This is a genomic window from Mesorhizobium sp. M1A.F.Ca.IN.020.04.1.1 (assembly GCF_003997315.1).
Lineage (GTDB): Bacteria > Pseudomonadota > Alphaproteobacteria > Rhizobiales > Rhizobiaceae > Mesorhizobium.
On record NZ_RZSN01000012.1, the window covers coordinates 1 to 19,459 of the forward strand.

Below are 19,459 nucleotides of genomic sequence, written 5' to 3' on the forward strand. Positions count from 1 at the left end.
GTCGCGGCATCGTCCCTGATCAGCATGATGTTGTCCGCCGCGAAATCCCAGTCGGGGCTGGCAAACAGCCGGCGGAAACGCCCTTCGAGGAAGAAATCGTCGGCGTCGAGGATGCTGATGAAAGGCGAAACGGAGGCTTTGATGGCGGCGTTGCGCGCAAAGGACGGCCCCCGGTTGACGTCGAGACGCATCACCTTGAGCCGGCCGCTGCCGTCATCGGCGGCGCGCGCCACGTTCTGTGTGTCGTCGGTGGAGGCGTCGTCGACCACGACGACTTCCGCCACCTCCGGCTCGCGCAGAGCCGAAGCGATGGCGACCGGTATGGTCCGCGCCGCGTTGCGGGCGGCGATGATGACGCAGACCCTTGGGGTCGTCACGGCCATGATTCACCTTTCGATTGCGTGAGTGACAGCCCGCCTATGAATGCAAAACCGATCTTCATGCGTTGCCCCGCACCGGCGCGGCCGCGGCCGGCCGCTCGAAGATCCGCCGGCTGAGATCGGCGGAAGCCGCCCAGCCGGCCTCCGCCAGATAGCGCACCGGCTCGCGACCGCAGAGCTCCCACAGCACCGTCCGCCGTTGCGGCCAGCGCAACGAGGAAAGCCAGGGCGCGATCACCATGTGGAAGAGGTCGGCATTGTCGATGCGCGCCAGGATCCGGGTGGCGCGGTCCGAAAGCAGCGTGCCAGTACCGCCAAGCAGAACATCGGCCGCGCGCAAAGCAAGTAGCAGCGTGTCGGCGAGGCCCTGCTCAGCGGCATGGTCGAGCAGTTTCTGCTGCTCGGCTTCGTTCAGCCGGCCGGCCGCGGCTCTGACGTCGCAGACATAGCCGGCGCAGGGCTCGCGGTTGAAGAAGGCTTTGGCGACGCTGATGCAGGACAAGAGCAACGTGTCGGACGCCGATATCAGGGGCATGGAGGCGCCCGCAACCTTGACCTCGCGCTTGCGGCGCAGGAAGCCGTCGATGTCGCGCGGGCTCGGCGAGCCCGGCTGCTGCAGCCGATAATGGAGATCGACCGTTGCGGCCCGCACGCCATCGTCGCGGACCATGTGCTGCTCGCCGAGGAAACGCACCCACCAGACGGACCGGGACTTGCCGGCGACCTCGTAGCCGGCCGAGCGAAGGGCCTCGCGGGCGGCAGCGAAGCCGGACGGGCAAACCAGAATATCGACGTCGCCGGACGGCTTCATGAAATGGTCGCCGTAGAGCAGTTGCTGCTGGAGCGGTCCCTTCAGGAAGACGAAGTCGATCTGCCTGTCCTGCAACACCTGATGGATGGCGATCGAATCGCCGATGCAGGCGGCATTCATCGACATGGTACGCCGGCGATAACCATCGAGCCATGCGAGCAATTCGGGAGGCGTCGCGCCGGTGGCCCCATGCGAGAGAGCCTTGAGCAAAAAGACCGCGACCTTGTTCAACCTCGCAATGTCGGTAACGTCGGCCACGCAGATTGCCGGAGCCGGCATACCGCCATGGTCGACTGCTCGCGCTGTTGGATTGAAGAACGGCCGCAGACAGGCCTGCACATAGGCGACTTCGTCGGCACTGCCGGCCGCGCGCAGCCTGTTGTAAGAAGCGTCCTGCACGGCCATGCCCGTTGTCGTCTCTCCGCAAAACCGCCCGCGGCGGCGTTTATACCGCAACTGCGAAGAAAAGCATCGCCAAAAAATCAGGAGCGCCATCCAGCGCCTTCCCAAGCCGCCTCGCGCCTGCAACCTGAGCGTTCATATTCGCTCATCGCCGATCACTTTTGAAGACAAATCCGGCGGCGGCGAAGTGAGCCGGCAATCTGCTATTTTCTGAAGTGTTTTCTTCGCAATTCCCACATAGCCACTTAAGCTTACGAACTTACCTCAATCAAATCATATGCTTACTTAGACGGCAAAAGGCGATGTTGAACGTTCGAGTGGTGTTCGCCCGAGATGCAAAAGCCGGCGGTGTCATCAACTGACGCGGGCCTGCGCAACCAAGAATTGATTACTGCCTGGTAAATCAGGCTTGACTCATAAATGTTGCCGTGCAGCAATTGCAATGCAGCATAGCAATATGCTGGCGGCATTCTGACGCCGCTTCCAGTCTTAATTGGAGAATAGAATGGAACAGAATGTTGAAAAGCAAGAGTACGAGACCCCAAGCCTGACGGTTCACGGTTCGATCGAAACGATCACGCAGGGTGCCTCCGGGACCACGGCGCTCGACGCGGCATTTCCCGCGCACACACCGGTCGGTGAGCTCACCTTCTCCTGAGCTTGTAGCGCCCGGAGTTGTCACAGTTGGGGCTCCGGGCGTTCCCTTTCTTCGAACACTGAGCCGGGGCCTCCTGCCCGGGCTACCTGGGCTCCCTGAGGATCGCAGGCAACCGATCCCGGTCGAGGTCACGCAAGCGTTCAACAATGAGGTTTTAGGATGCACTGGAACCCATCGAACAACCATGACCGCGTGGTCGCGAGCGGCGATGCCGTGGCTTGTGAATTCGGCAACGGACTGGCGCTGCTCCATCTCAAATCCAACATCTACTACAGCCTGAACGGCGTCGGCGCCTACATTTGGGAGCTGATCCAGGAGCCACGACCGATCCCCGACATAACAAGCGCGGTGCTCACCCGCTATGATGTCGATACAGAACGCTGCAAGGCCGATGTCGAGGGCTTGCTCAAGGGACTGATCGAAGCCGGGCTTGCGAGGTTCCACCATGAGGAACTGGCCTAGGGTCCTCTCGCTTAGCGGGCCGGAGGCGCTGTTTCTGGCGCGCTGCCTGGCAGTGGTCAGCCTCGTGCGGCTGGGGCTTACGCTTTCGTCCTATAATCGCATGCGCGCTCTGGTGACTCAACTGGAAGCGAGGAATGACGCTGCCATCGCCGATCTGCGGCGCGTCGCATGGGGCGTTGCCGCTGCTGCGCGATACGTGCCGGGCGCCAGCTGCCTTACCCAGGCGCTCGCCGGACAGTATCTGCTTGCCCGCCAGGGCAAGGCCTCCACGATCAGCATCGGCATCGCGCGCGACCCCGGCGCCGATCTCAAGGCGCATGCCTGGCTGATCAGCGGCGACCACATCGTGCTTGGCGGCTCCATCAACGGCTTTGCCCATCTTGTCGATCACGGACACTAGGCGATGAGCGGCGTCGCCGGAATTCTGCTCAGACAGGATGGCAGCCCAGCGGCGGCGGCCGACATCCAGCAGATGCTGGCGCGCATGCGCCACCGGGCGCGCGACGGCAGCTCATGGTGGACGGACAGACACGCAGCACTAGGTCATGCCTGGCTCAACACGACCGGCGAGCAGGGCCCTGGGCCGCTGACAATGGCCGGCGGCAAGCTCGCCATTACGGCCGATTGCCGGCTGGACAACCGCGAGGAGCTTCTGGCGCGGCTCGGTGTGCGCGACCGATCGGCCGCCGACGCCATACTGCTGATGCACGCCTATCTCAAATGGGGCGAGGCCTGTCCGACCTACCTGCAAGGCGATTTCGCCTTCGCGGTCTGGGACGCCGAGCGCCGGGCGCTGTTTTGCGCGCGCGACCATTTCGGCGTCAAACCTTTCTACTACCACTGCGCCGACAGGCGCTTTGCCTTCGCCTCGGAGATCGGCCCACTTCTGGCGCTGGATGGTGTCGGCAGGGCTCTCAGCGAGCATCAGATTTCCGGCTTTCTCGCCGGCCTGCCGGACGATCCACAATCCACGCTCTATGCCGAGATCTTTCGCTTGCCCGCTCGGCACAGCATGACGGTGACCAACAATCAGGTCGTGCTGAGCCGCTACTGGGAGGTTGAGCCGTCACAAAGGCCGCCGCGTTCGGATGCGGCGGACGAGTTCCTGCATCTTTTCGCGCGATCGGTTGAAAACCGGATGCGGGGCACTCCGTCCGTCGGTGCCATGCTGAGTGGTGGGCTCGATTCGTCCTCGATCGCCTGCATGGCCGGACTTCAAGCTGCGGCGACGCAGAAGCCGAAGCTCAAAACTTTCTCGCTGGTGTTCGAGAGGGGGTCTTCGATGGACGAGCGGCCCTTCATCGATGCAGTGCTGGAGCAATATGGGCTCGACGGCACGCTGATCGCGGTCGGCGACTATGCGCCCTTCGCCGAGTTTGATCGCATTCTGGAGGAACAGGAAGGGACCTTCCTGGCGCCCGGTCTGTCCTTGACCCGCAGCGTCTATCGCACCGCGAGCGCCAAGGGCGTCACAGTGCTTCTCGACGGCCACGGCGGTGACGAGGTCGTATCGCAAGGTCATGGGCATCTGCATGAGCTCGCCCATCGCGGCAGGTGGCTGGAGCTGTGGCGCGAGCTGCACAGTGCCGCCAACACCTATGGCGACGGGATGCTGCCTCTTTACTTCAAGTTCCTCGCCGCCTACGGGCCGGCCTGGCGGATTGCCAGGATGAGGGCGAAGGCCAGGCGCCTTCTCGGAAAACTGCGGCGCAGACGCTTCGATGCACCGCGCGCGGCGTGGGCAGGACTGGTCAATCCGGAGCTTGCCAGGCGTACCGATCTCGCCGAACGTTTCCATTGCGCGGCCTATATGCCCGCCTATGTCAGCACCAGCGAAGCGCTCACCCATCGCTGGCTTCTGTCCACCGGGCTGGTGCCCCATGCTTTCGAGGTTCTCGACAAGGCCGCCGCCAACTTCGCCATCGAACCGCGCTATCCGTTCTGGGACAAGCCGCTGGTCGAATTCTGCCTGGCACTGCCGGGCGAGGAAAAGCTGCGCAACGGCTTCGGCCGCCATGTGCTGCGCCGGGCGATGGAAGGCGTGCTGCCGCCGGCGGTGCAGTGGCGGCGCGACAAGATCGATTTCACCGCCAACCTGGTCAAAGGCATGATCGTCAACCATCGCGATCTCCTGGACCGGCTGCTGGTGTCGGACAACGACTTGATCGCGCCTTATGTCAATCTGCCCGAGGTGAACGCGGTCTATGCGCGCATGCTGCAGCGGCCCGAGCAGGCGACGCTGCCCGACGTCCAGCATATCTGGCGTTCGGCCTCACTGTCGCTATGGCTGCGGCAGGTCCAACAGCATGGAAGCCCTGCATGAACTCTCCAGCCGCTTCTCTTGCCGCGAGGCCCGGCTCCGCCATCGAAGCGGCCCCTCGAAACGGGCGTGCCCGTCGGTTCTACAAGGCGTACGGCCTGACGATCGGGTCGGAGGTGGCTTTGCCGGAACTGGAACCGACCGCGCCGGCAACACCGGACATCGAGATCGCTGTTGGGCCGATCGATTTTCCGGAGGCTGCATTGGCGAACGCCGCGGTCTTTCGCTTCGAGCCGACACGCCAGTACCTGTCCTGGCAAGCCGTCGGCACTTTCCTGATCAGCGATGCCTCCCGGATCGATGTCGATCCGGCGCCGGGCGTCGACGATCCGCTGCTTGCCTTCCCACTTTTGGGTCCGGTGCTGGCGCTCACGCTGCATCAGCGTGGCCTGCTCGTCCTCCACGCCAGCGCGATCGCCGTTGGCGGGCAAAGCGTGATCTTCATGGGCGACAAGGGTGCCGGCAAGTCGACCACGGCGGGCGCGATGATCCGCGCCGGTCATCTGCTGCTTACCGACGATGTCGTGGCGCTGGACCTGTCCGATCCTTCACGGCCGATGATCCTGCCCGGCTTTCCGCAGCTCAAGCTTGCAGCGGATGCCGCGAACGCCATCAGGATCGGCCGAGCGGAGGTGCGGCCGCAGGTGCATCCGCAGATCGAGAAGGCGCAGCATCGGCTGCGAGATGGATTCTCCGGCGAAGCCGTGCCGGCGGCCCGGATCTATGTGCTGGAGCGCGACGGGCAGGCGGCGATCACGCCGCTAAAGGGCACCGCCGCCCTGCCGGCGATCATCAAGTTCTCCTATGTCACTCGGTTCGGCCGGCAGGCGCTGGTCGGCGATTTCGCGTCCACGCATCTCGAACAAAGCGCGCAGCTGGCCGGCCGGATCGGCGTCAGCCGGCTCGAAGTGCCGGCAGGCCTGGAGCGGATCGACGAGGCCGTCGCCGTGATCGAGCGCGATCTAGCCGTCGGCGCGCGGGCAAAGTGAGCAGCAGCATGGCGTGGTCCTCGAAACTTCGCCTGACACTTTTGCGGGACGTGGCCGGCTTCGGTGGTGTCATGGCGCATATCGGCGGACAGCGCACGCTGACGGCGCTTGCTTTCCTGGTGCTCGGGAGTCTGACCGAGGGCCTTTCGATCCTGCTTTTGATCCCGCTCTTGCATCTGATCGGCAGTGCCGACCAGGATTTCGCCGTGCGCGTACCGGGCGCCTTGCGCTGGCTGGTGCCGGGCGGGACGCTCTCGCTGGCGACGGTGCTCTGCCTGCTCGTCGCTCTGGTGGCGCTGCAGGCTATGTTCAACCGCTTCAAGTCGCTCTACATGGCGCGGCTGCTCTACGACTTCGTCAACCGGGTGCGCATGAACCTGTTCGAGAGCATCGGCAAGGCGCGCTGGGGTGTCTTCACCCGCATGCGCAGCTCCGATCTCGACCACGCGCTGACCGGCGACATCGACCGCGTTCAGGCGGCAGCCTTCTCGCTGCTGATGCTCGCCCAGACGGCGCTGCTGCTTGCCGGCTATCTCGTGGTGTCGGTGTTCATCTCGCCGGTGATGACGTGCTTCGCGATCCTGATCGGCGTGCTCTTGTTCATCGCGCTGCAGCCCTTTCGCGCGCGCGCCACCGCCTACGGTCGCGTGCTGACCGGCAGCCGCCAGGACCAATACCGCACGGTCTCGGAGTTCCTCGGCGGCATCAAGGCGGCCAAGAGCCTGAATGTCGAGGCGAGCTATTTCGCGCAACTCCGCGCGACGCTGGACAAGATGAAGGCGGACAATGTCGCCTATGTCCGCAACAGCACCATCGGCACCGCGCTGTTCCAGGTCGCGAGCGTGATCGGGCTCAGCCTGTTCATCTATATCGCGCTGGTCCGCTTCCATCTCTCCCTTGCGGAAATCGTCGTGTTGCTCCTGGTCTTCATGCGGGTCGCGCCCCGCTTCATGGACATGCAGGTGCAGGCGCAGCAGATGCTGATCAACCTGCCGGCCTACACCGCCATGCAGGCCCTGCAGGCGCGTTTCGATGCCGCGCGCGAGATGGAGTCCGGCGATGCCGCGCAGAACGCAAGGCTGTCGCTCGACAGGGGCCTCGATATCCGCGACGTCTCGTTCGCCTATGGCGCCGGCGATGGAAGGCCGGTGGTGAGCGGCATTAGCTTCGGCCTTCCCGCCGGCGAGGTGACGGCGCTGATCGGCCCGTCCGGTTCGGGCAAGAGCACGATCGCCGACATGCTGCTTGGGCTGCTCGAGCCGAGCCAGGGCGAGATCCTGGCGGACGGTGACGAGATCACCGCGCAAAACCGCAGGGCCTGGCGCGGCCAGGTGGCCTATGTGCCGCAGGACGTGTTTCTGTTGCACGACACCATTGGCGCCAATCTGCGCCTGGCGGCGCCGCAGGCCGGCGACGAGGAGCTGTGGGCGGCGCTGCGCAAGGCTCATGCGGCCGACTTCGTCGAGCGGCTCGACGGGAGGCTCGAAACGGTGGTGGGCGATCGCGGCGTCAGGCTTTCCGGCGGCGAACGTCAGCGCATCGCGCTGGCACGGGCGCTGCTGCGCGAACCCTCGCTGCTCATCCTCGACGAGGCGACGAGCGCGCTCGACTGGCAGAATCAGTCGCTGATCGCTCAATCGATCGAGGAACTGCGCGGCAAGATGACTATCCTCACCATCGCGCATCGGCCGTCGATGATCGCCTTTGCCGACTGGGTCGTGGCCATCGAGGGCGGCCGCATCGTCGAGGTCGGGCAATATCAGCGGCTGAAAGCAAAGTCGGGCAGCCGGCTGGCCAGGATGCTCTACGGCGAACGGGCCGAACGGGAAACCGCAACATTGGCCGACAATACGCCGCCCCCGGGCGCCGGCTGAAAGATCAGCGGAGGCTGCCGCGCCGGGCGGTTAGCTTTTCGCCATCGGGCACCTTGATGCCACGGTCGGCCTGCCGCGCCTTGTCGGCGGGTATCGGCCCGCTCCTGGCGATCATGGCGAACACCAGAACGAAGTACCCCACCTGAATGACGACAGCGCAAATCACGGCGCGCATGATGATGGTGCCAAGCGATTCGCCGTCGAGCCAGGACCAGCCGACTACAACAGCGAGCGTGAATATCATCCCGACGATGAACTTTGGCAAAGACATGCTCGTCGGCCCGTCAACCGGCACGCGCATGCAGAGGCTGTGGCTTACCCACCCGCGTAACTCCCCGTTTCGCCAGAGAGCTATTTCTGGCTGCCCAATCCGACCGGTTGCTTCCGGCCTTTCCGACCCATCCAGACTATGACAGCAACAGTTTGCCACTCTATTAAGGCGAGACCTTTGCGGCAAGGCCAAATGCACATGAAGCCAAGGGTTTCGCGGCATTGACTCTGCCATGCTGCGGCGCACACCCCTGCATCGCCACCTATTCACTATAGCGAAATCCTCGACAGTAGAATCCGAAACATTAAGCAGTATTTGATGCGATGAACTTACCTGAGCGAGTGATTCTTACGACCTGCAACCGCCGTTCGTCTGCAGCAAAGAATGCATCGCCCAAAATCAGCCCGAAAGCTGTACTACATTTCCCAAAAAAACTCTCACGTTGTCATAAACATGCCACAAAGGCCAAAATTTGGGCACGGCAGGTTTATTATTTGGTCAATTCATGACGCGAACATTTCACGCGAATGGGAAATTGTGTGTTGCGCTGCAGCATTTTTTTGGTATCGTGCCGTAAACCATCCGTTCAACGTATGGAGCTTTTGCATGAGGGACGTCGCCAAGCCGGCTAATGCGGGTTTTTCGCAGGCCGGCATTGATTTTCCACCCCCCATCGGCGGTCTGCTCAAACGCAGTTTCGATATCGTCGGTTCCCTGGCGGGTCTGGTCCTGCTCAGCCCGCTCTTTCTGATGGTCGCCCTGCTGGTCAAGCTTTCCGACCGCGGCCCGATCTTCTACGGCCACAAGCGGATCGGTCGCGGCGGAAGGATTTTCGCCTGCCTCAAATTCCGCACCATGGTGCAGGATGGCGAGAAGGTGCTCGCCGCGCATCTGGCGGCCAATCCGGATGCCGCCGCCGAATGGGCGGCGACGCGCAAGCTGAAGGACGATCCGCGAGTGACGCGTGTCGGCGCGGTGCTGCGGAAGCTCAGCCTCGACGAGCTGCCGCAAATCATCAACATCCTGCAGGGCGACATGAGCCTGGTCGGGCCCCGCCCTGTCGTACGCGACGAGCTCGAGATCTACGGCAGCGCCGCAGTCTATTATCTGAAGTCGCGCCCGGGCCTCACCGGGCTGTGGCAGGTGAGCGGGCGCAACGACGTGTCCTACGACACGCGCGTCGCCTTCGATCGCCACTATGTCGAGAACTGGTCGATGGTCGAGGACATTCGCATCATCGTCAAAACCGTGCCTGCCGTGTGGATGGCGCGCGGCAGCTATTGACCGCCAGGCCTGTCCCGCCAATCTCGGGACAGGCGTCCGGCAGTAATCTCATCGGGCGGATGGGGCTAACGCGGATCGGAAACGTTCATTGAAAAACCACCCCCTCGGACTCCTTTCCAAGGCGCCCAGCCGGTTTGCGGCCGTGGCGCTTGCCCTGTCTCTTGCGATTCCCACCATGGCGGTGGCTGGAGACTATCGTCTCGGGCCGCAGGACAAGCTCAACATCCGCATCGCCGAGTGGCAGACGGTCGACGGCACGTTCCGCGACTGGTCATCCATCAACGGCGACTATTCGGTCGGCCCCGCCGGCACGCTCTCGGTACCGTTCGTCGGCGAGATGCAGGCGGCCGGCAAGACGACCTCGGAGATCGCTGCCGCGATCGGTCTCGCGCTGCAGCGCAAGCTGGCACTGCCCGACAAGCCTGAAGCCTCGGTCGAGATGGCGCAGTTCCGGCCATTCTACATTTCGGGCGAAGTGCAGAACCCTGGCCAGTTCCCCTACGTGCCGGACCTTACGGTACTGAAGGCGGTGAGCATCGCCGGCGGCATCCGGCGCAACGCCGATTACGGCCCTCAGCTCGGCAAGGACCTGGTCACCGCCAAGGGCAGTTTCGATATCTATGACGACCAGCGGCTGCGGTTGATCATAAAGCGTGCGCGCATCGACGCAGACCTTGCCGGCAAGACGAGCTTCGAGATTCCGAAGGAGGCCGTGGACGACCCGAGAACGCAGGCCATCGTTGCCGACGAAATGCAGATCCTCACGGCCGACCAGAAGGCGCTGAAGCTGAAGCTGGACGCGCTTGATGACCTGAAAGGCGTGCTCGAAGGCGAGATCGAATCGCTGCAGAAGAAAATCGCCAACCAGCAGCAGCAAGTGGATCTGGCGCAGCAGCAGCTCACCAGCATCGGTCCGCTGGCCCAGAAGGGCCTTGTCGCCAATGCGCGACTGCTCGATTCGAAACAGTCGGTGGCGGACTTGCAGGGCAAGATCCTGGACTATGAGACGGCCATCCTCACCGCCAAGCAATCGATCAGCAAAGCTGATCAGGACGCCATCGATGCCCGCAACACGCTCAATTCCAACCTGGCCGCGAGCCGGCAGCAGGCCGAGGCCGACCTGAACGAGGCGACGCTGAGGACTGCCATGCAGAAGGGCCTGATCGCCGCGGCCTCGGATCCCGCAATGGCGGCTGCCATAACAGGCGGCCAGGAACCGGCCCTGCTGTATTCGCTGGTGCGTGTTGCCGACGGCAAGACCAGCGAGATCGACGCCAAGGAAGACACGCCGGTGCTGCCGGGCGACGTCATCAAGGTGAAGCTGGCGCCGAGTGCCGGCGGCCCACCCATGGCCAGCCAGTAGCCGGGCGCCCGGGCCTCGCTCAGCGCGGTCCGCGGGAGGAACAAGTCAGGCTCGTTCGCGCCAAGGTGCGGGCGAGCAATCTGTTTGGACCGCTTGAAGGCATAGAATGCAGCCTGCCGCTCCGCGTCACGTCTACCTCAACCTCGACGCCATCCGCGGCGTGGCGGCGATCAGCGTGATGCTCTATCACTTCTCGCCCTTTCTGGCCGACGGCAAAGTGCTGCCGTCGAGCTATCTTGCGGTAGACCTGTTCTTCCTGCTCAGCGGCTTCGTCATCGCCCACGCTTACGACCGCAAGATCGAGAACGGCATGGGCTTCGGCACCTTCCTGGCCATCCGCCTGATACGCCTCTACCCGCTCTACCTCGTCGGCACGTTGCTCGGCTGCTTCTATCTGCTGATCAAGAACAGGCTGATTGCGACGGAATACATGCCGTTGTCGGAGATCGGCACGCAGCTCACGACAGGCATGCTCTTCATTCCGCTGGTCGGCGATGCCTACCATACGATCTTTCCGCTCAATCCCGCTTCGTGGTCGCTGTTCTTCGAGCTGATCGTCAACATCGCCTATGCCGCCGTCTTCTTCCTGCTGTCGAAACGTGTGCTGACGGTGCTGGTGGCTGTCAGCCTGGTGCTGCTGATCGTCGCCTCGGCACTTGCCGGCACGCTCGATTTCGGCATGACCGGCAAGACCATCATCAGCGGGCTGCCGCGCGTCTGGTTCTCCTTCTTCCTCGGCGTGCTGCTCTGCCGGTCGATGGCGCGCTACCAGGATGGCCTCGGCTTTCTGCGGCGCGGCTGGTGGGTCGAGGCCGCGATCCTGCTTACGCTGATCGTCTTCGCCATCGCGCCTGCGGGTGCTGCCGGGCGTGTCGCCTACGACCTCGCCTCTATCGCCGTCGTTTTCCCGCTCATGGTGGTGACCGGCGCGGTGGCGCCGACCGCGCCGCGACTGGCTAGCTTCTATGGCTGGCTGGGGCGGGTCTCCTACCCGATCTACATCATCCACACGCCGCTGCTGATGATCATCGCCGGGGCCGGCAAGGCCGCGTCGGTCGACCCGTTCGCGCATCATCCCTGGTTCGGCATCGTCATGGCCGCTGCGGTTATCGTCATCGCCGACATTGCCACCCGCATCTATGACGAGCCGGTGCGCCGCTTCCTGCAGCGGCAAATGCAGCGCTCGCGAGCCGTGGCCTAAAGCGCGTCGCAATCTTTCAGATTTGCTCCGCGCTCTTTTAGGTTTTGCTCTTACGCATGTCCTTGACCCGAAACCGGTTCTCGCTTTCGGGGGACTAGGCGAAAACCGCGATCAGACCGGCGCCGGCATGTGGCCGCTGGCAGATTTTTCATCCTGGACAGGAATGGCAACCCGCCGTCGCCGGGCAACCGGCAGCGGGTTCAGCTTGAACAGGCCATAATAGACGATGAAGGAGGCCATGAAGTAAGGGCCGAGGATCTCGACCTCGAAGAAGGAGCGGATCAGCATCAGCCCGACGGCGCCGGCGAGCACCACCGAATCGGCGCTCCAGACCCCGAACACCACCTTCGAGATATGGCCGTAGAAGGCGCGCAGGATGATCAGCGCCAGCATGGTGACGCCGACGAAGCCGATCTCGACCAGGGTCTCGATATAGGTGTTGTGGAAATGGAAGCCGGTGCGGGTCGTGATGTAGAACTCGGCCCACAACCGTTCCGGATCGGCGAACCCTTGCACCCAGTAGGCGGCATAGCCGTAGCCGAGCAGCGGGTGCAGCTGCGCCGCCTCCCAGCCCTGCTGCCAGAGATAGGTGCGGCCGGTCAGCGTCGAATCCTTGCCGAAGATGCCGAGCACGACGTCCAGCAGGCCAAGGTTCAGCGCGGCCACCACGCCGGCTACCAACGCGCCGCCGCCGACCACGAACAGCACGCGGCGGTAGCGCCGCGACAGGACCCTGCTCATGGTGAGCAAGATGACGATGCCGAGCACCGCCGGCAGCGAGGCGACGGATGTCGCCGAGTGGGAGATTGCCAGCATGTATGCCGACATCAGGATGATCGGCGCGGTCCAGAAGAAGCTCAGCCAGTTGCGCCGGTAAAACATCAGGAAGACGAAAGACAAAAAGATGCCGAACGACGAGAAGAACCCGACCTGGTTCTTGGAGGCGAAGGCGCCGACGAAATTGAAAGTGCCGTCCATTATGTCCAGCGCGTAAGCGTTGACTTTCAGCGAGTAGAGCAGGACGACGAATATCCCGATCAGCGATCCCAGGACCAGCGTCCGCACGCTGATGGTGCGGGCCGCGATATAGGCACAGACGATATGCGAGGAATATTGCACCGCCGCACGCGCGCTGATGCCGGCGGCCTGCGACCAGAAGACCGACAGGCAGACATAGGTCGCGAAGAGTATCGGCAGCCAAGCGTTCGAGAGCTTCCAGGTGAAACGCCGGTAGTCGACGAAGAACAGCGGCAGCCAGACCGCGTAATAGGCGAGGATCAGGACCTGACCGAAATTGCTGGAATAGGCAAAGGCAAGAACGGAAACCGCGACGGCAAACGCGCCATAGGCCTTGTTTGCCTCCGGATCGAGCAGAATGGATTTTGGAATCTTCATGCCGGATTTTTCGTCCGTTCAGCCTTGGAGCAATTCCAGGAAAAGTGTGTGACTGTCTTTCGTCGGGAATTGCGTAAACAACAGTTAGCGCGGTTCAGTGTCTGATAGCCGGCACGAGCCGACGTTCGGCCCTACCGGGTTCATTGTGCACTGCAGCATAATCTATCGCCCTATCGCCGGTGGCTCAACCGGAAATGTTGCCACGGGCAAAGAGGCGTTATCACAGGCATATTGCACAGCGAAAAGGCCGGAATGGGGCGGCCTGTTGCTCGTTGGCGGATGAATCCTTTCCGAAAATCGATTTCGATTGCTCATGCGAGAAGGTCCCCGAGCAAGATGTCCAGGCGGCCGCCGCGTTCTTCCGAGCGGAGGAAGCGTTGGCCTTTATTCTCCGGCGTCGTCGCCGACTTTGCAATCTTGAAGTGTTGTCCTGATCGGGGTGCAGTCTTGACGACCGAGAGGCGAAAGCTCGACATCACCACCGAGCGCGAGCTCTCCTGCAGTTCTTCCAGAACCGCGCGGAGGTGTAGCTGGAGGCCTGTCATGGTAATGCGGTCGTTGCAATGAGATAGGACAACCGCCTACGCTGTGAGGACTCTTATTGCGCTGGAGAGAAACGAATGGCCAAGCCGCGAATCTTCCTGGGCTCGTCAGGAAAACAGAAGAAGCTGTTGCAGGCGCTGCAGCGTGGCCTTGAAGATATTGCCAATGTCGAACCCTGGACGACATCCTTCAATCCCGGGACGACAACGCTGGGGCGTCTCCTGGAGCTGACGCGCGAGGTCGACTTCGCCGCTTTCGTGTTCGCCCAGGACGACTGGACGAGCGCGAGCCAGCCGGAATCGACCACCACTATTCCCGCCCAGGCTTCTCCGCGAGACAATGTGGTTTTCGAGGCCGGCCTGTTCGGCGGGGTTCTCGGCATGCGCCGGACCTTCATCCTGCACGCGAATGGTGCCAAGCTTCCCAGCGATCTGCTCGGCCTGACGTCGGTACGCTACGGCGAGGCAGCGACCGCCGCGGAGACCAGAGCAATCAATCAAAAACTGCGAAATGCCATCGAAAATGAGGGGCGAGTCGCCCGCATAGAGGGGTTTTGGTGGCAGTTCTCCCTGTCAGAGCGCACAGCAAGGGAGCCTTCCGCGGTCAGTCTGCTGAGGATCTCGCGGGACCGCAACGGCGCGCTGGAGCTGAACGGCCGCTCATGGCAAGAGAATGGCAGCCTGTCGGCCAGATACTGGAGCGAGGCGTCGAAGGAGAAAGGAGAGTCTTCGGGCATCTTCTACTATTGGAACGGGGAACGGCCGTTGGACGCGAACGCGCCGCAGCTGCACGGGACAGGCGAAATCCGGCTGGAATCCGCCGAGCGCGCGTCCGGATATTTCACGACACGTTCGGACACGAATCCGGAGGTGAATGCGCGAACGTCCGGCGTCTATCTGCGCGCCGATCCGCAGGACTTAATCATCCTGGACGGGAACGACAATCAGCGGCGCGTGGAGTTGATCGCAGAACGGCTAAGTCACTGGAAGTCGATCAAGAATGTCTGACGACAGTGCTGGCAGTCGCGGCGAAGGCGCCGGCGCTTGACGAACGGACCGTTCGGCTCAACAGATTGTCGGGAACGTCTCGATCCCGGAACATTTGGCGGATGCAGGCTGGGGCACTGACCGACTATACCATAAGGCTGTTCGAGCGCGGCTATATCTGCCTGCCGCTTCGTGCCGGCGGCAAGCATCTCGACCTCGCGGCCATGGAGTATGATCCGTTGCACCTGCGGACGTTGCGCAAGGACCTGAAGGAACTGGCGTTCACCTCCATCACCTTCCAACTGGCGCAGAAGCCGCCGGGCCGCAGCGACGTCGCGCGCTGGTTTGGCGACTTTGCCGGCAATGTCGGCATATTGGGCGGATTTGCGAACCTGATGATCCTCGATTTCGATGACGACGCCGGCTACCGTGCCTGGCGGTCCAGTCACAAGGCAATTGCGAACGGCACGCCAATAGCAAAATCGCCGAGCGGATTTCATGTCTATCTAAGAACGCGGGAACCGGTGGTCTCTTCCAGCCTCCATTTCGGCTTGCGCCGGGTGGGTCACGCGAAGGCGCTGGGCGGTTATGTCGTGGGCTGCCCATCGGAGCTGAAGGACGGCTCCTCCTACAGCTGGATCGAAGGCCAGTCGCCATTCGACATCGAACCTCAGGTGGTGGGCAATCTTGACAGTCTTTCGCTGCGCCCCGTGTCGGTGCTCAAGCATTGCTATGACCGCCTGCTCGAGCGTGGCTTCTTCGAACAGCAATGAGCGGCTCACCTGTGGCGGCTGACATTACCGTCGTTATCCCGGCAAGAAATGCGGCTGCAACCATCGAAGCGGCACTCGGCAGTCTGGCTTCCGACAGAGCGGTCATCCGCGAGATTCTCGTGATCGACGACGGGTCGAACGACCAGACAGCTGCGATGGCGAGGCAAAGCGCGCAACGTCACGGTTTGCCTCTGGAGGTGGTGAGCGTTCGACTGCGCAAAGCGGGCGCCGCACGCAATGTCGGACTCGAGCGGGCAAGCGGCACATCCATATTCTTTCTCGATGCCGACGACGAGGTGATGCCCGGCAGCCTGTCGCGGCTGAGCGCGGCGCTGGCAGGCCGGCCTCTCGCCGGCCTTGCCGTCGGGGCCAGCATACGGCGCACAAAAGGCCGGCCGGACAAGCTCAAGGCACCGCAGGGCTACGTCCCGGACCGGCGAGAGAATGTGCGGCGCTACCTTCGCAACGAAGTGTGGCCAATCGCGATGGGAAGCGCGCTGGTCGCCGACTGGGCGACCGCAAACCTCCGCTTTCCGGAAACGATCGGCCTCGATGAGGACACCTGCTACTGGACCGCCGTGCTGGCCCGTGCCGACGTGGTTACCGTCGAGACCCCGGTGCTGCTCTACCACCATGACGAGGAACGTATGGCGCGCCGCTTCATCACGGCACCGCGCAGGACCTTCCTTGCCATAGCGCTGGAACTGAACGGGCTGGCTGCCGTCGGGGTCGAACGGGAGGCGTTGCAGTGGCGGAAGGCCTGGATAGCTCAGCGGATCGCCCGACAGTTGATCAGGCACCGCAAGTTCGCCGATGCTGGCGGCATGATGCGCGCGGTCCGAGCGCATAAGGAGCTGGGCCGCAGTTGGAAGGCGATGCGATATCTGGCCAGGATCCGAATCGGGCGACTGACCGAGACTGAGGCTAGGATGTCGCCAATGCCCAATTCAGCGACCTCGCGCCGCACGCTGATCATATGCCACGACCCGCCGTTTCCGCCGAGGTCCGGCGCCGATCTCAGGAATTTCGGCAACGCCATGGCGGCAGCCGCGTTCGGCCCGGTCTGCCTGGCCTCGCTCCTGCCGCGAAGCAGCGACGTCCAACCTGCCGGGCCAGACATTCGCGTGACCGAGCTCATCAACAAGTCCGAACCGCGAGCGCCTTCGCTCGCCCGCTGGAGGGCCAAGGGCGAGAGCCGGATACCGCTCCCGGCGCTGGCGCGGCTCAAGGCGCTCGTGGCGGATTTTCGCCCGGATACTATTGTCGTCGAAGGCGTTGGTCTGTTCAGATTTCTCGCTCCGTTGCGGCCGATTGTCCGGCAACTCGTTCTGGACATGCACAATGTCGAATCGGATCTCGCCGGTCAGTTGCCGCGCAAGAAGCGTTGGCGGCCGTTTTCCTCAGACCTCAGGGCGCTTGAGAGAAAGGCGGCTGCCATCGTCGACCGTATCTGGGTGTGCTCGCAACGGGACCGTCAGCGGCTGGAGGCGTTTGTCCGGCCGCAAGTCCCCGTCCACATCGTGCCAAACGGCATCCCGCGAGCGGACGAGCTGCCGCGGCTACTGCCGCTGCAGCGAGCCGTCTCGGATGCGTTTCCGCTCATTCTCTATGTTGGGCATCTGAGCTATCAGCCGAACGTCGACGCCGCCGAGCGGCTGGGCCGCACGATCTTGCCCCGCATTCGCCAGACGTTGCCGACCGCGAAGCTCGTTCTTGCCGGCCGTTCGCCCGAGTCGCGCGTTCGCGCCCTGGCAGGACTGGACGGGGTCAGTCTGGTCGAGGATCCGAACGATATCAGACCTCTGTTGTCCGTTGCCGATCTCAGCATCGTCCCGCTTGCCATGGGCGGCGGCACGCGCATCAAGATCCTCGAAGCACTGGCCTGGGGGGTCCCGGTCATTGCAACGCCGCTGGGAGTCGAGGGTCTCGACCTGATCGAGGGCGACGAGGTGCTTCTGTCGAACACCGACGAGGGATTGGCCGACATGGCGGTCAGACTTTGTTCCGACCATGCGCGCATGGCCAGTCTTCGCGCCCGGGCCCACGACGCCGCGTGGTCGCGGTTCGGACCACAAGCGATCCGCGATGCCGTCGGTCAGGGGCTGGGCCTGGATGGCACGCCCCTCGACGCCGACTGTGACCAAGTTCAAGCCGTGAGCCGCGGATGATCCCGAAAATCCTGCACCAGACGTGGAAGACCGACATCGTCCCGGCCCGTTTCCAAGGCTATGTCGAGAGCTGGAAGCGGCATCATCCGGGCTGGACGATGATGTTCTGGAACGATCGGACTTTGCTTGAGTTCGTGGCCGCACATTATCCCGGCTTCCTGCCGACCTTTTGCAGCTACGAATATGGCATTCTGCGCGCCGACGCGGGTCGCTATCTGCTTCTCCACCATTTCGGCGGCGTCTATGCCGATATCGATTGCGAATGCGTGGCGCCGTTCGATCCGCTCCTGTGCGAGGATCGGATCGTGTTCTGCACGGAGCCGGACGCCCACGCACGCGTGCAGGCGGACTTTCGCGGATTGCCTTACCTTCTGTTCAACGGGACTATGGCCAGCCCGCCGGGGCACCCGTTCTGGCTTCATTTGCTGTCGTTCCTGCCCGGGCTCGTCCGCGCAAAACAGGCGATCGACGCCACCGGGCCTTGCGTGCTTACCTCCGCGCAACTCGGCTATCCAGACCAGACGGCGTTTGCGATCCATCCGGCCGAGTTGTACTCGCCTCTCGATTCGTCGGGAAAGCGGGCGGGCAGCGGCGGCATGACGTTGTCGATCCACCACTGGGCGGGCACATGGTGGACGCCGGAGAAGCCCGCCCGGTTGCGGCATAGGCTGCGCAAGTTGATCTACCAGGCCCGGCACCGCCTGACGCGCGGGACTGTTTCCGATGAGCAAGCCGCCCGGCAAAGCGTCAGCCAAGCGGCCGTCGCGGCGCCGCCGCCATTGGGATCCAACCTCGCCGTGCTGGTGCCGCTGCGCGATGCGGCCCAACACATAGAGCCATTCCTCGCCGCGTTGCGGCAGCTCGACTTCCCAAAAGACAAGATGAAGCTCGTCTTTTGCGAAGGCGACAGTTCAGATGGCAGCTGGGAGCGGTTGCAAGGCGCCACTGCGGCCCTGGGCAAGGACTATCGCGATGTCGTGCTGCTGCGGAAAAAACTCGGCACCGAGCTTGACCGCGACAAGCGAGCGAACCGGCAGCTGCAACGCTTCAGGCGCAGCGGCATCGCCAAGGTGCGTAACCATCTGATCGATCATGGGCTGAGAGACGAGGACGACTGGGCGCTGTGGATCGACATCGATGTCTGGCGTTTTCCAGCGGACGTCGTGACCCGGCTGATTGCAAGGGGGCACCGCATCGTCGCGCCGCACTGCGTGAAAGTCCCAGGCGGCGACAGCTTCGACCTCAACAGTTTCGTCACGGTGCGGCACAACAGAGATCATAACTACTTCCGCCATGTTCACGACGGTCTCTATCAGCCTCCGCGGCACACCCATGCAAGGCTGCATATGAGCGATGTCCGCCACCTCGACAGCATCGGCCTGGACGGTGTCGGCGGCACCATGCTCTTGGTCGATGCCGCCTTGCATCGCGGCGGCCTTCGCTTTCCGGAGATCCCCTATCGCGACCTGATCGAGACCGAGGGTTTCGGTGCCCTGGCGAACGATCTCGGCATCAGGCCGATCGGACTGCCGCGGCTGGAGATACAGCACGTCCCTTGGTGAGGCCCGTCTTTCCCAGT

At 63.2% G+C, this 19,459-nt stretch carries 19 protein-coding genes; 14 read left to right on the forward strand and 5 right to left on the reverse strand.

Features of this window, described 5'->3' with window-relative positions; all coding sequences use genetic code 11:
• Together EOA49_RS04620 and EOA49_RS04625 are read right to left on the reverse strand one after the other, a co-directional pair.
• On the reverse strand, window positions 1-383 hold a 383-nt coding region (locus EOA49_RS04620; protein ID WP_127243075.1), incomplete at its 3' end, for a glycosyltransferase.
• A gap of 55 nt (window positions 384-438) precedes the next feature.
• Window positions 439-1,596: a nucleotidyltransferase family protein gene (locus EOA49_RS04625; protein ID WP_127239449.1), complete on the reverse strand. Its 1,158-nt coding sequence runs from the start codon at window positions 1,594-1,596 to the stop codon at window positions 439-441.
• Between EOA49_RS04625 and EOA49_RS04630 the strand changes: the two genes are divergently transcribed.
• From EOA49_RS04630 to EOA49_RS04660, 7 genes are all read left to right on the forward strand, one after another.
• On the forward strand, window positions 1,595-1,807 hold the full coding sequence (locus tag EOA49_RS04630) for a hypothetical protein (RefSeq protein ID WP_127215155.1): 213 nt from the start codon (window positions 1,595-1,597) through the stop codon (window positions 1,805-1,807). The genes EOA49_RS04625 and EOA49_RS04630 overlap by 2 nt on opposite strands.
• 291 nt (window positions 1,808-2,098) lie before the next feature.
• Window positions 2,099-2,251, forward strand: a complete 153-nt coding sequence (locus tag EOA49_RS04635) for a lasso peptide (protein WP_082953851.1) — start codon at window positions 2,099-2,101, stop codon at window positions 2,249-2,251.
• A 159-nt stretch (window positions 2,252-2,410) separates the two neighbouring features.
• Window positions 2,411-2,713: a PqqD family protein gene (locus EOA49_RS04640; protein WP_127239450.1), complete on the forward strand. Its 303-nt coding sequence runs from the start codon at window positions 2,411-2,413 to the stop codon at window positions 2,711-2,713.
• Window positions 2,697-3,113 carry a lasso peptide biosynthesis B2 protein gene (locus tag EOA49_RS04645; protein ID WP_095799205.1) on the forward strand — a complete coding sequence of 139 codons (417 nt, stop codon included), beginning with the start codon at window positions 2,697-2,699 and terminating at the stop codon, window positions 3,111-3,113. Before EOA49_RS04640 ends, EOA49_RS04645 begins: the two co-directional genes overlap by 17 nt.
• 3 nt (window positions 3,114-3,116) lie before the next feature.
• Window positions 3,117-5,036 (forward strand): lasso peptide isopeptide bond-forming cyclase, encoded by a 1,920-nt coding sequence (locus EOA49_RS04650; protein WP_127239451.1) that lies wholly within the window; start codon window positions 3,117-3,119, stop codon window positions 5,034-5,036.
• A complete protein-coding gene (locus EOA49_RS04655) occupies window positions 5,033-6,022 on the forward strand; it encodes a serine kinase (protein WP_082953850.1) in 990 nt (329 codons plus the stop codon). Before EOA49_RS04650 ends, EOA49_RS04655 begins: the two co-directional genes overlap by 4 nt.
• An 8-nt stretch (window positions 6,023-6,030) precedes the next feature.
• Window positions 6,031-7,896, forward strand: a complete 1,866-nt coding sequence (locus tag EOA49_RS04660; protein WP_127239452.1) for an ABC transporter ATP-binding protein — start codon at window positions 6,031-6,033, stop codon at window positions 7,894-7,896.
• A gap of 4 nt (window positions 7,897-7,900) precedes the next feature.
• On the opposite strand, the gene EOA49_RS04665 is transcribed toward EOA49_RS04660, so the two are convergent.
• Complete coding sequence (locus tag EOA49_RS04665; protein ID WP_067003432.1) at window positions 7,901-8,167, reverse strand: exopolysaccharide production repressor exox; 267 nt, start codon at window positions 8,165-8,167, stop codon at window positions 7,901-7,903.
• A 606-nt stretch (window positions 8,168-8,773) separates the two neighbouring features.
• Between EOA49_RS04665 and EOA49_RS04670 the strand changes: the two genes are divergently transcribed.
• From EOA49_RS04670 to EOA49_RS04680, 3 genes are all read left to right on the forward strand, one after another.
• Window positions 8,774-9,451, forward strand: coding sequence for a sugar transferase (locus EOA49_RS04670; protein WP_067003431.1), 678 nt, complete (start codon window positions 8,774-8,776; stop codon window positions 9,449-9,451).
• A 175-nt stretch (window positions 9,452-9,626) separates the two neighbouring features.
• On the forward strand, window positions 9,627-10,814 hold the full coding sequence (locus EOA49_RS04675; RefSeq protein ID WP_127239471.1) for a polysaccharide biosynthesis/export family protein: 1,188 nt from the start codon (window positions 9,627-9,629) through the stop codon (window positions 10,812-10,814).
• Window positions 10,815-10,920: 106 nt separating this feature from the next.
• Complete coding sequence (locus tag EOA49_RS04680; RefSeq protein ID WP_095799199.1) at window positions 10,921-12,015, forward strand: acyltransferase; 1,095 nt, start codon at window positions 10,921-10,923, stop codon at window positions 12,013-12,015.
• A gap of 111 nt (window positions 12,016-12,126) precedes the next feature.
• Here the strand turns inward: EOA49_RS04680 and EOA49_RS04685 are convergent, their stop codons facing one another.
• Together EOA49_RS04685 and EOA49_RS04690 are read right to left on the reverse strand one after the other, a co-directional pair.
• Window positions 12,127-13,410, reverse strand: a complete 1,284-nt coding sequence (locus tag EOA49_RS04685; RefSeq protein ID WP_127239453.1) for an O-antigen ligase — start codon at window positions 13,408-13,410, stop codon at window positions 12,127-12,129.
• A 311-nt stretch (window positions 13,411-13,721) separates the two neighbouring features.
• The gene (locus EOA49_RS04690) at window positions 13,722-13,955 is read right to left on the reverse strand and encodes a hypothetical protein (RefSeq protein WP_127239454.1); all 234 of its coding nucleotides are present in this window, start codon (window positions 13,953-13,955) and stop codon (window positions 13,722-13,724) included.
• A gap of 75 nt (window positions 13,956-14,030) precedes the next feature.
• On the opposite strand from EOA49_RS04690, the gene EOA49_RS04695 reads away from it, so the two are divergent.
• The 4 genes from EOA49_RS04695 to EOA49_RS04710 all read left to right on the forward strand — a co-directional run bounded on the left by EOA49_RS04695 (window position 14,031) and on the right by EOA49_RS04710 (window position 19,442).
• Window positions 14,031-14,960: a TIR domain-containing protein gene (locus tag EOA49_RS04695; RefSeq protein WP_127239455.1), complete on the forward strand. Its 930-nt coding sequence runs from the start codon at window positions 14,031-14,033 to the stop codon at window positions 14,958-14,960.
• A gap of 101 nt (window positions 14,961-15,061) precedes the next feature.
• Window positions 15,062-15,712: a bifunctional DNA primase/polymerase gene (locus EOA49_RS04700; RefSeq protein ID WP_127239456.1), complete on the forward strand. Its 651-nt coding sequence runs from the start codon at window positions 15,062-15,064 to the stop codon at window positions 15,710-15,712.
• Window positions 15,709-17,880 carry a glycosyltransferase gene (locus EOA49_RS04705; RefSeq protein ID WP_127239457.1) on the forward strand — a complete coding sequence of 724 codons (2,172 nt, stop codon included), beginning with the start codon at window positions 15,709-15,711 and terminating at the stop codon, window positions 17,878-17,880. Before EOA49_RS04700 ends, EOA49_RS04705 begins: the two co-directional genes overlap by 4 nt.
• Complete coding sequence (locus tag EOA49_RS04710) at window positions 17,877-19,442, forward strand: glycosyltransferase (protein ID WP_127243076.1); 1,566 nt, start codon at window positions 17,877-17,879, stop codon at window positions 19,440-19,442. Before EOA49_RS04705 ends, EOA49_RS04710 begins: the two co-directional genes overlap by 4 nt.
• Window positions 19,443-19,459: the final 17 nt, after the last annotated feature.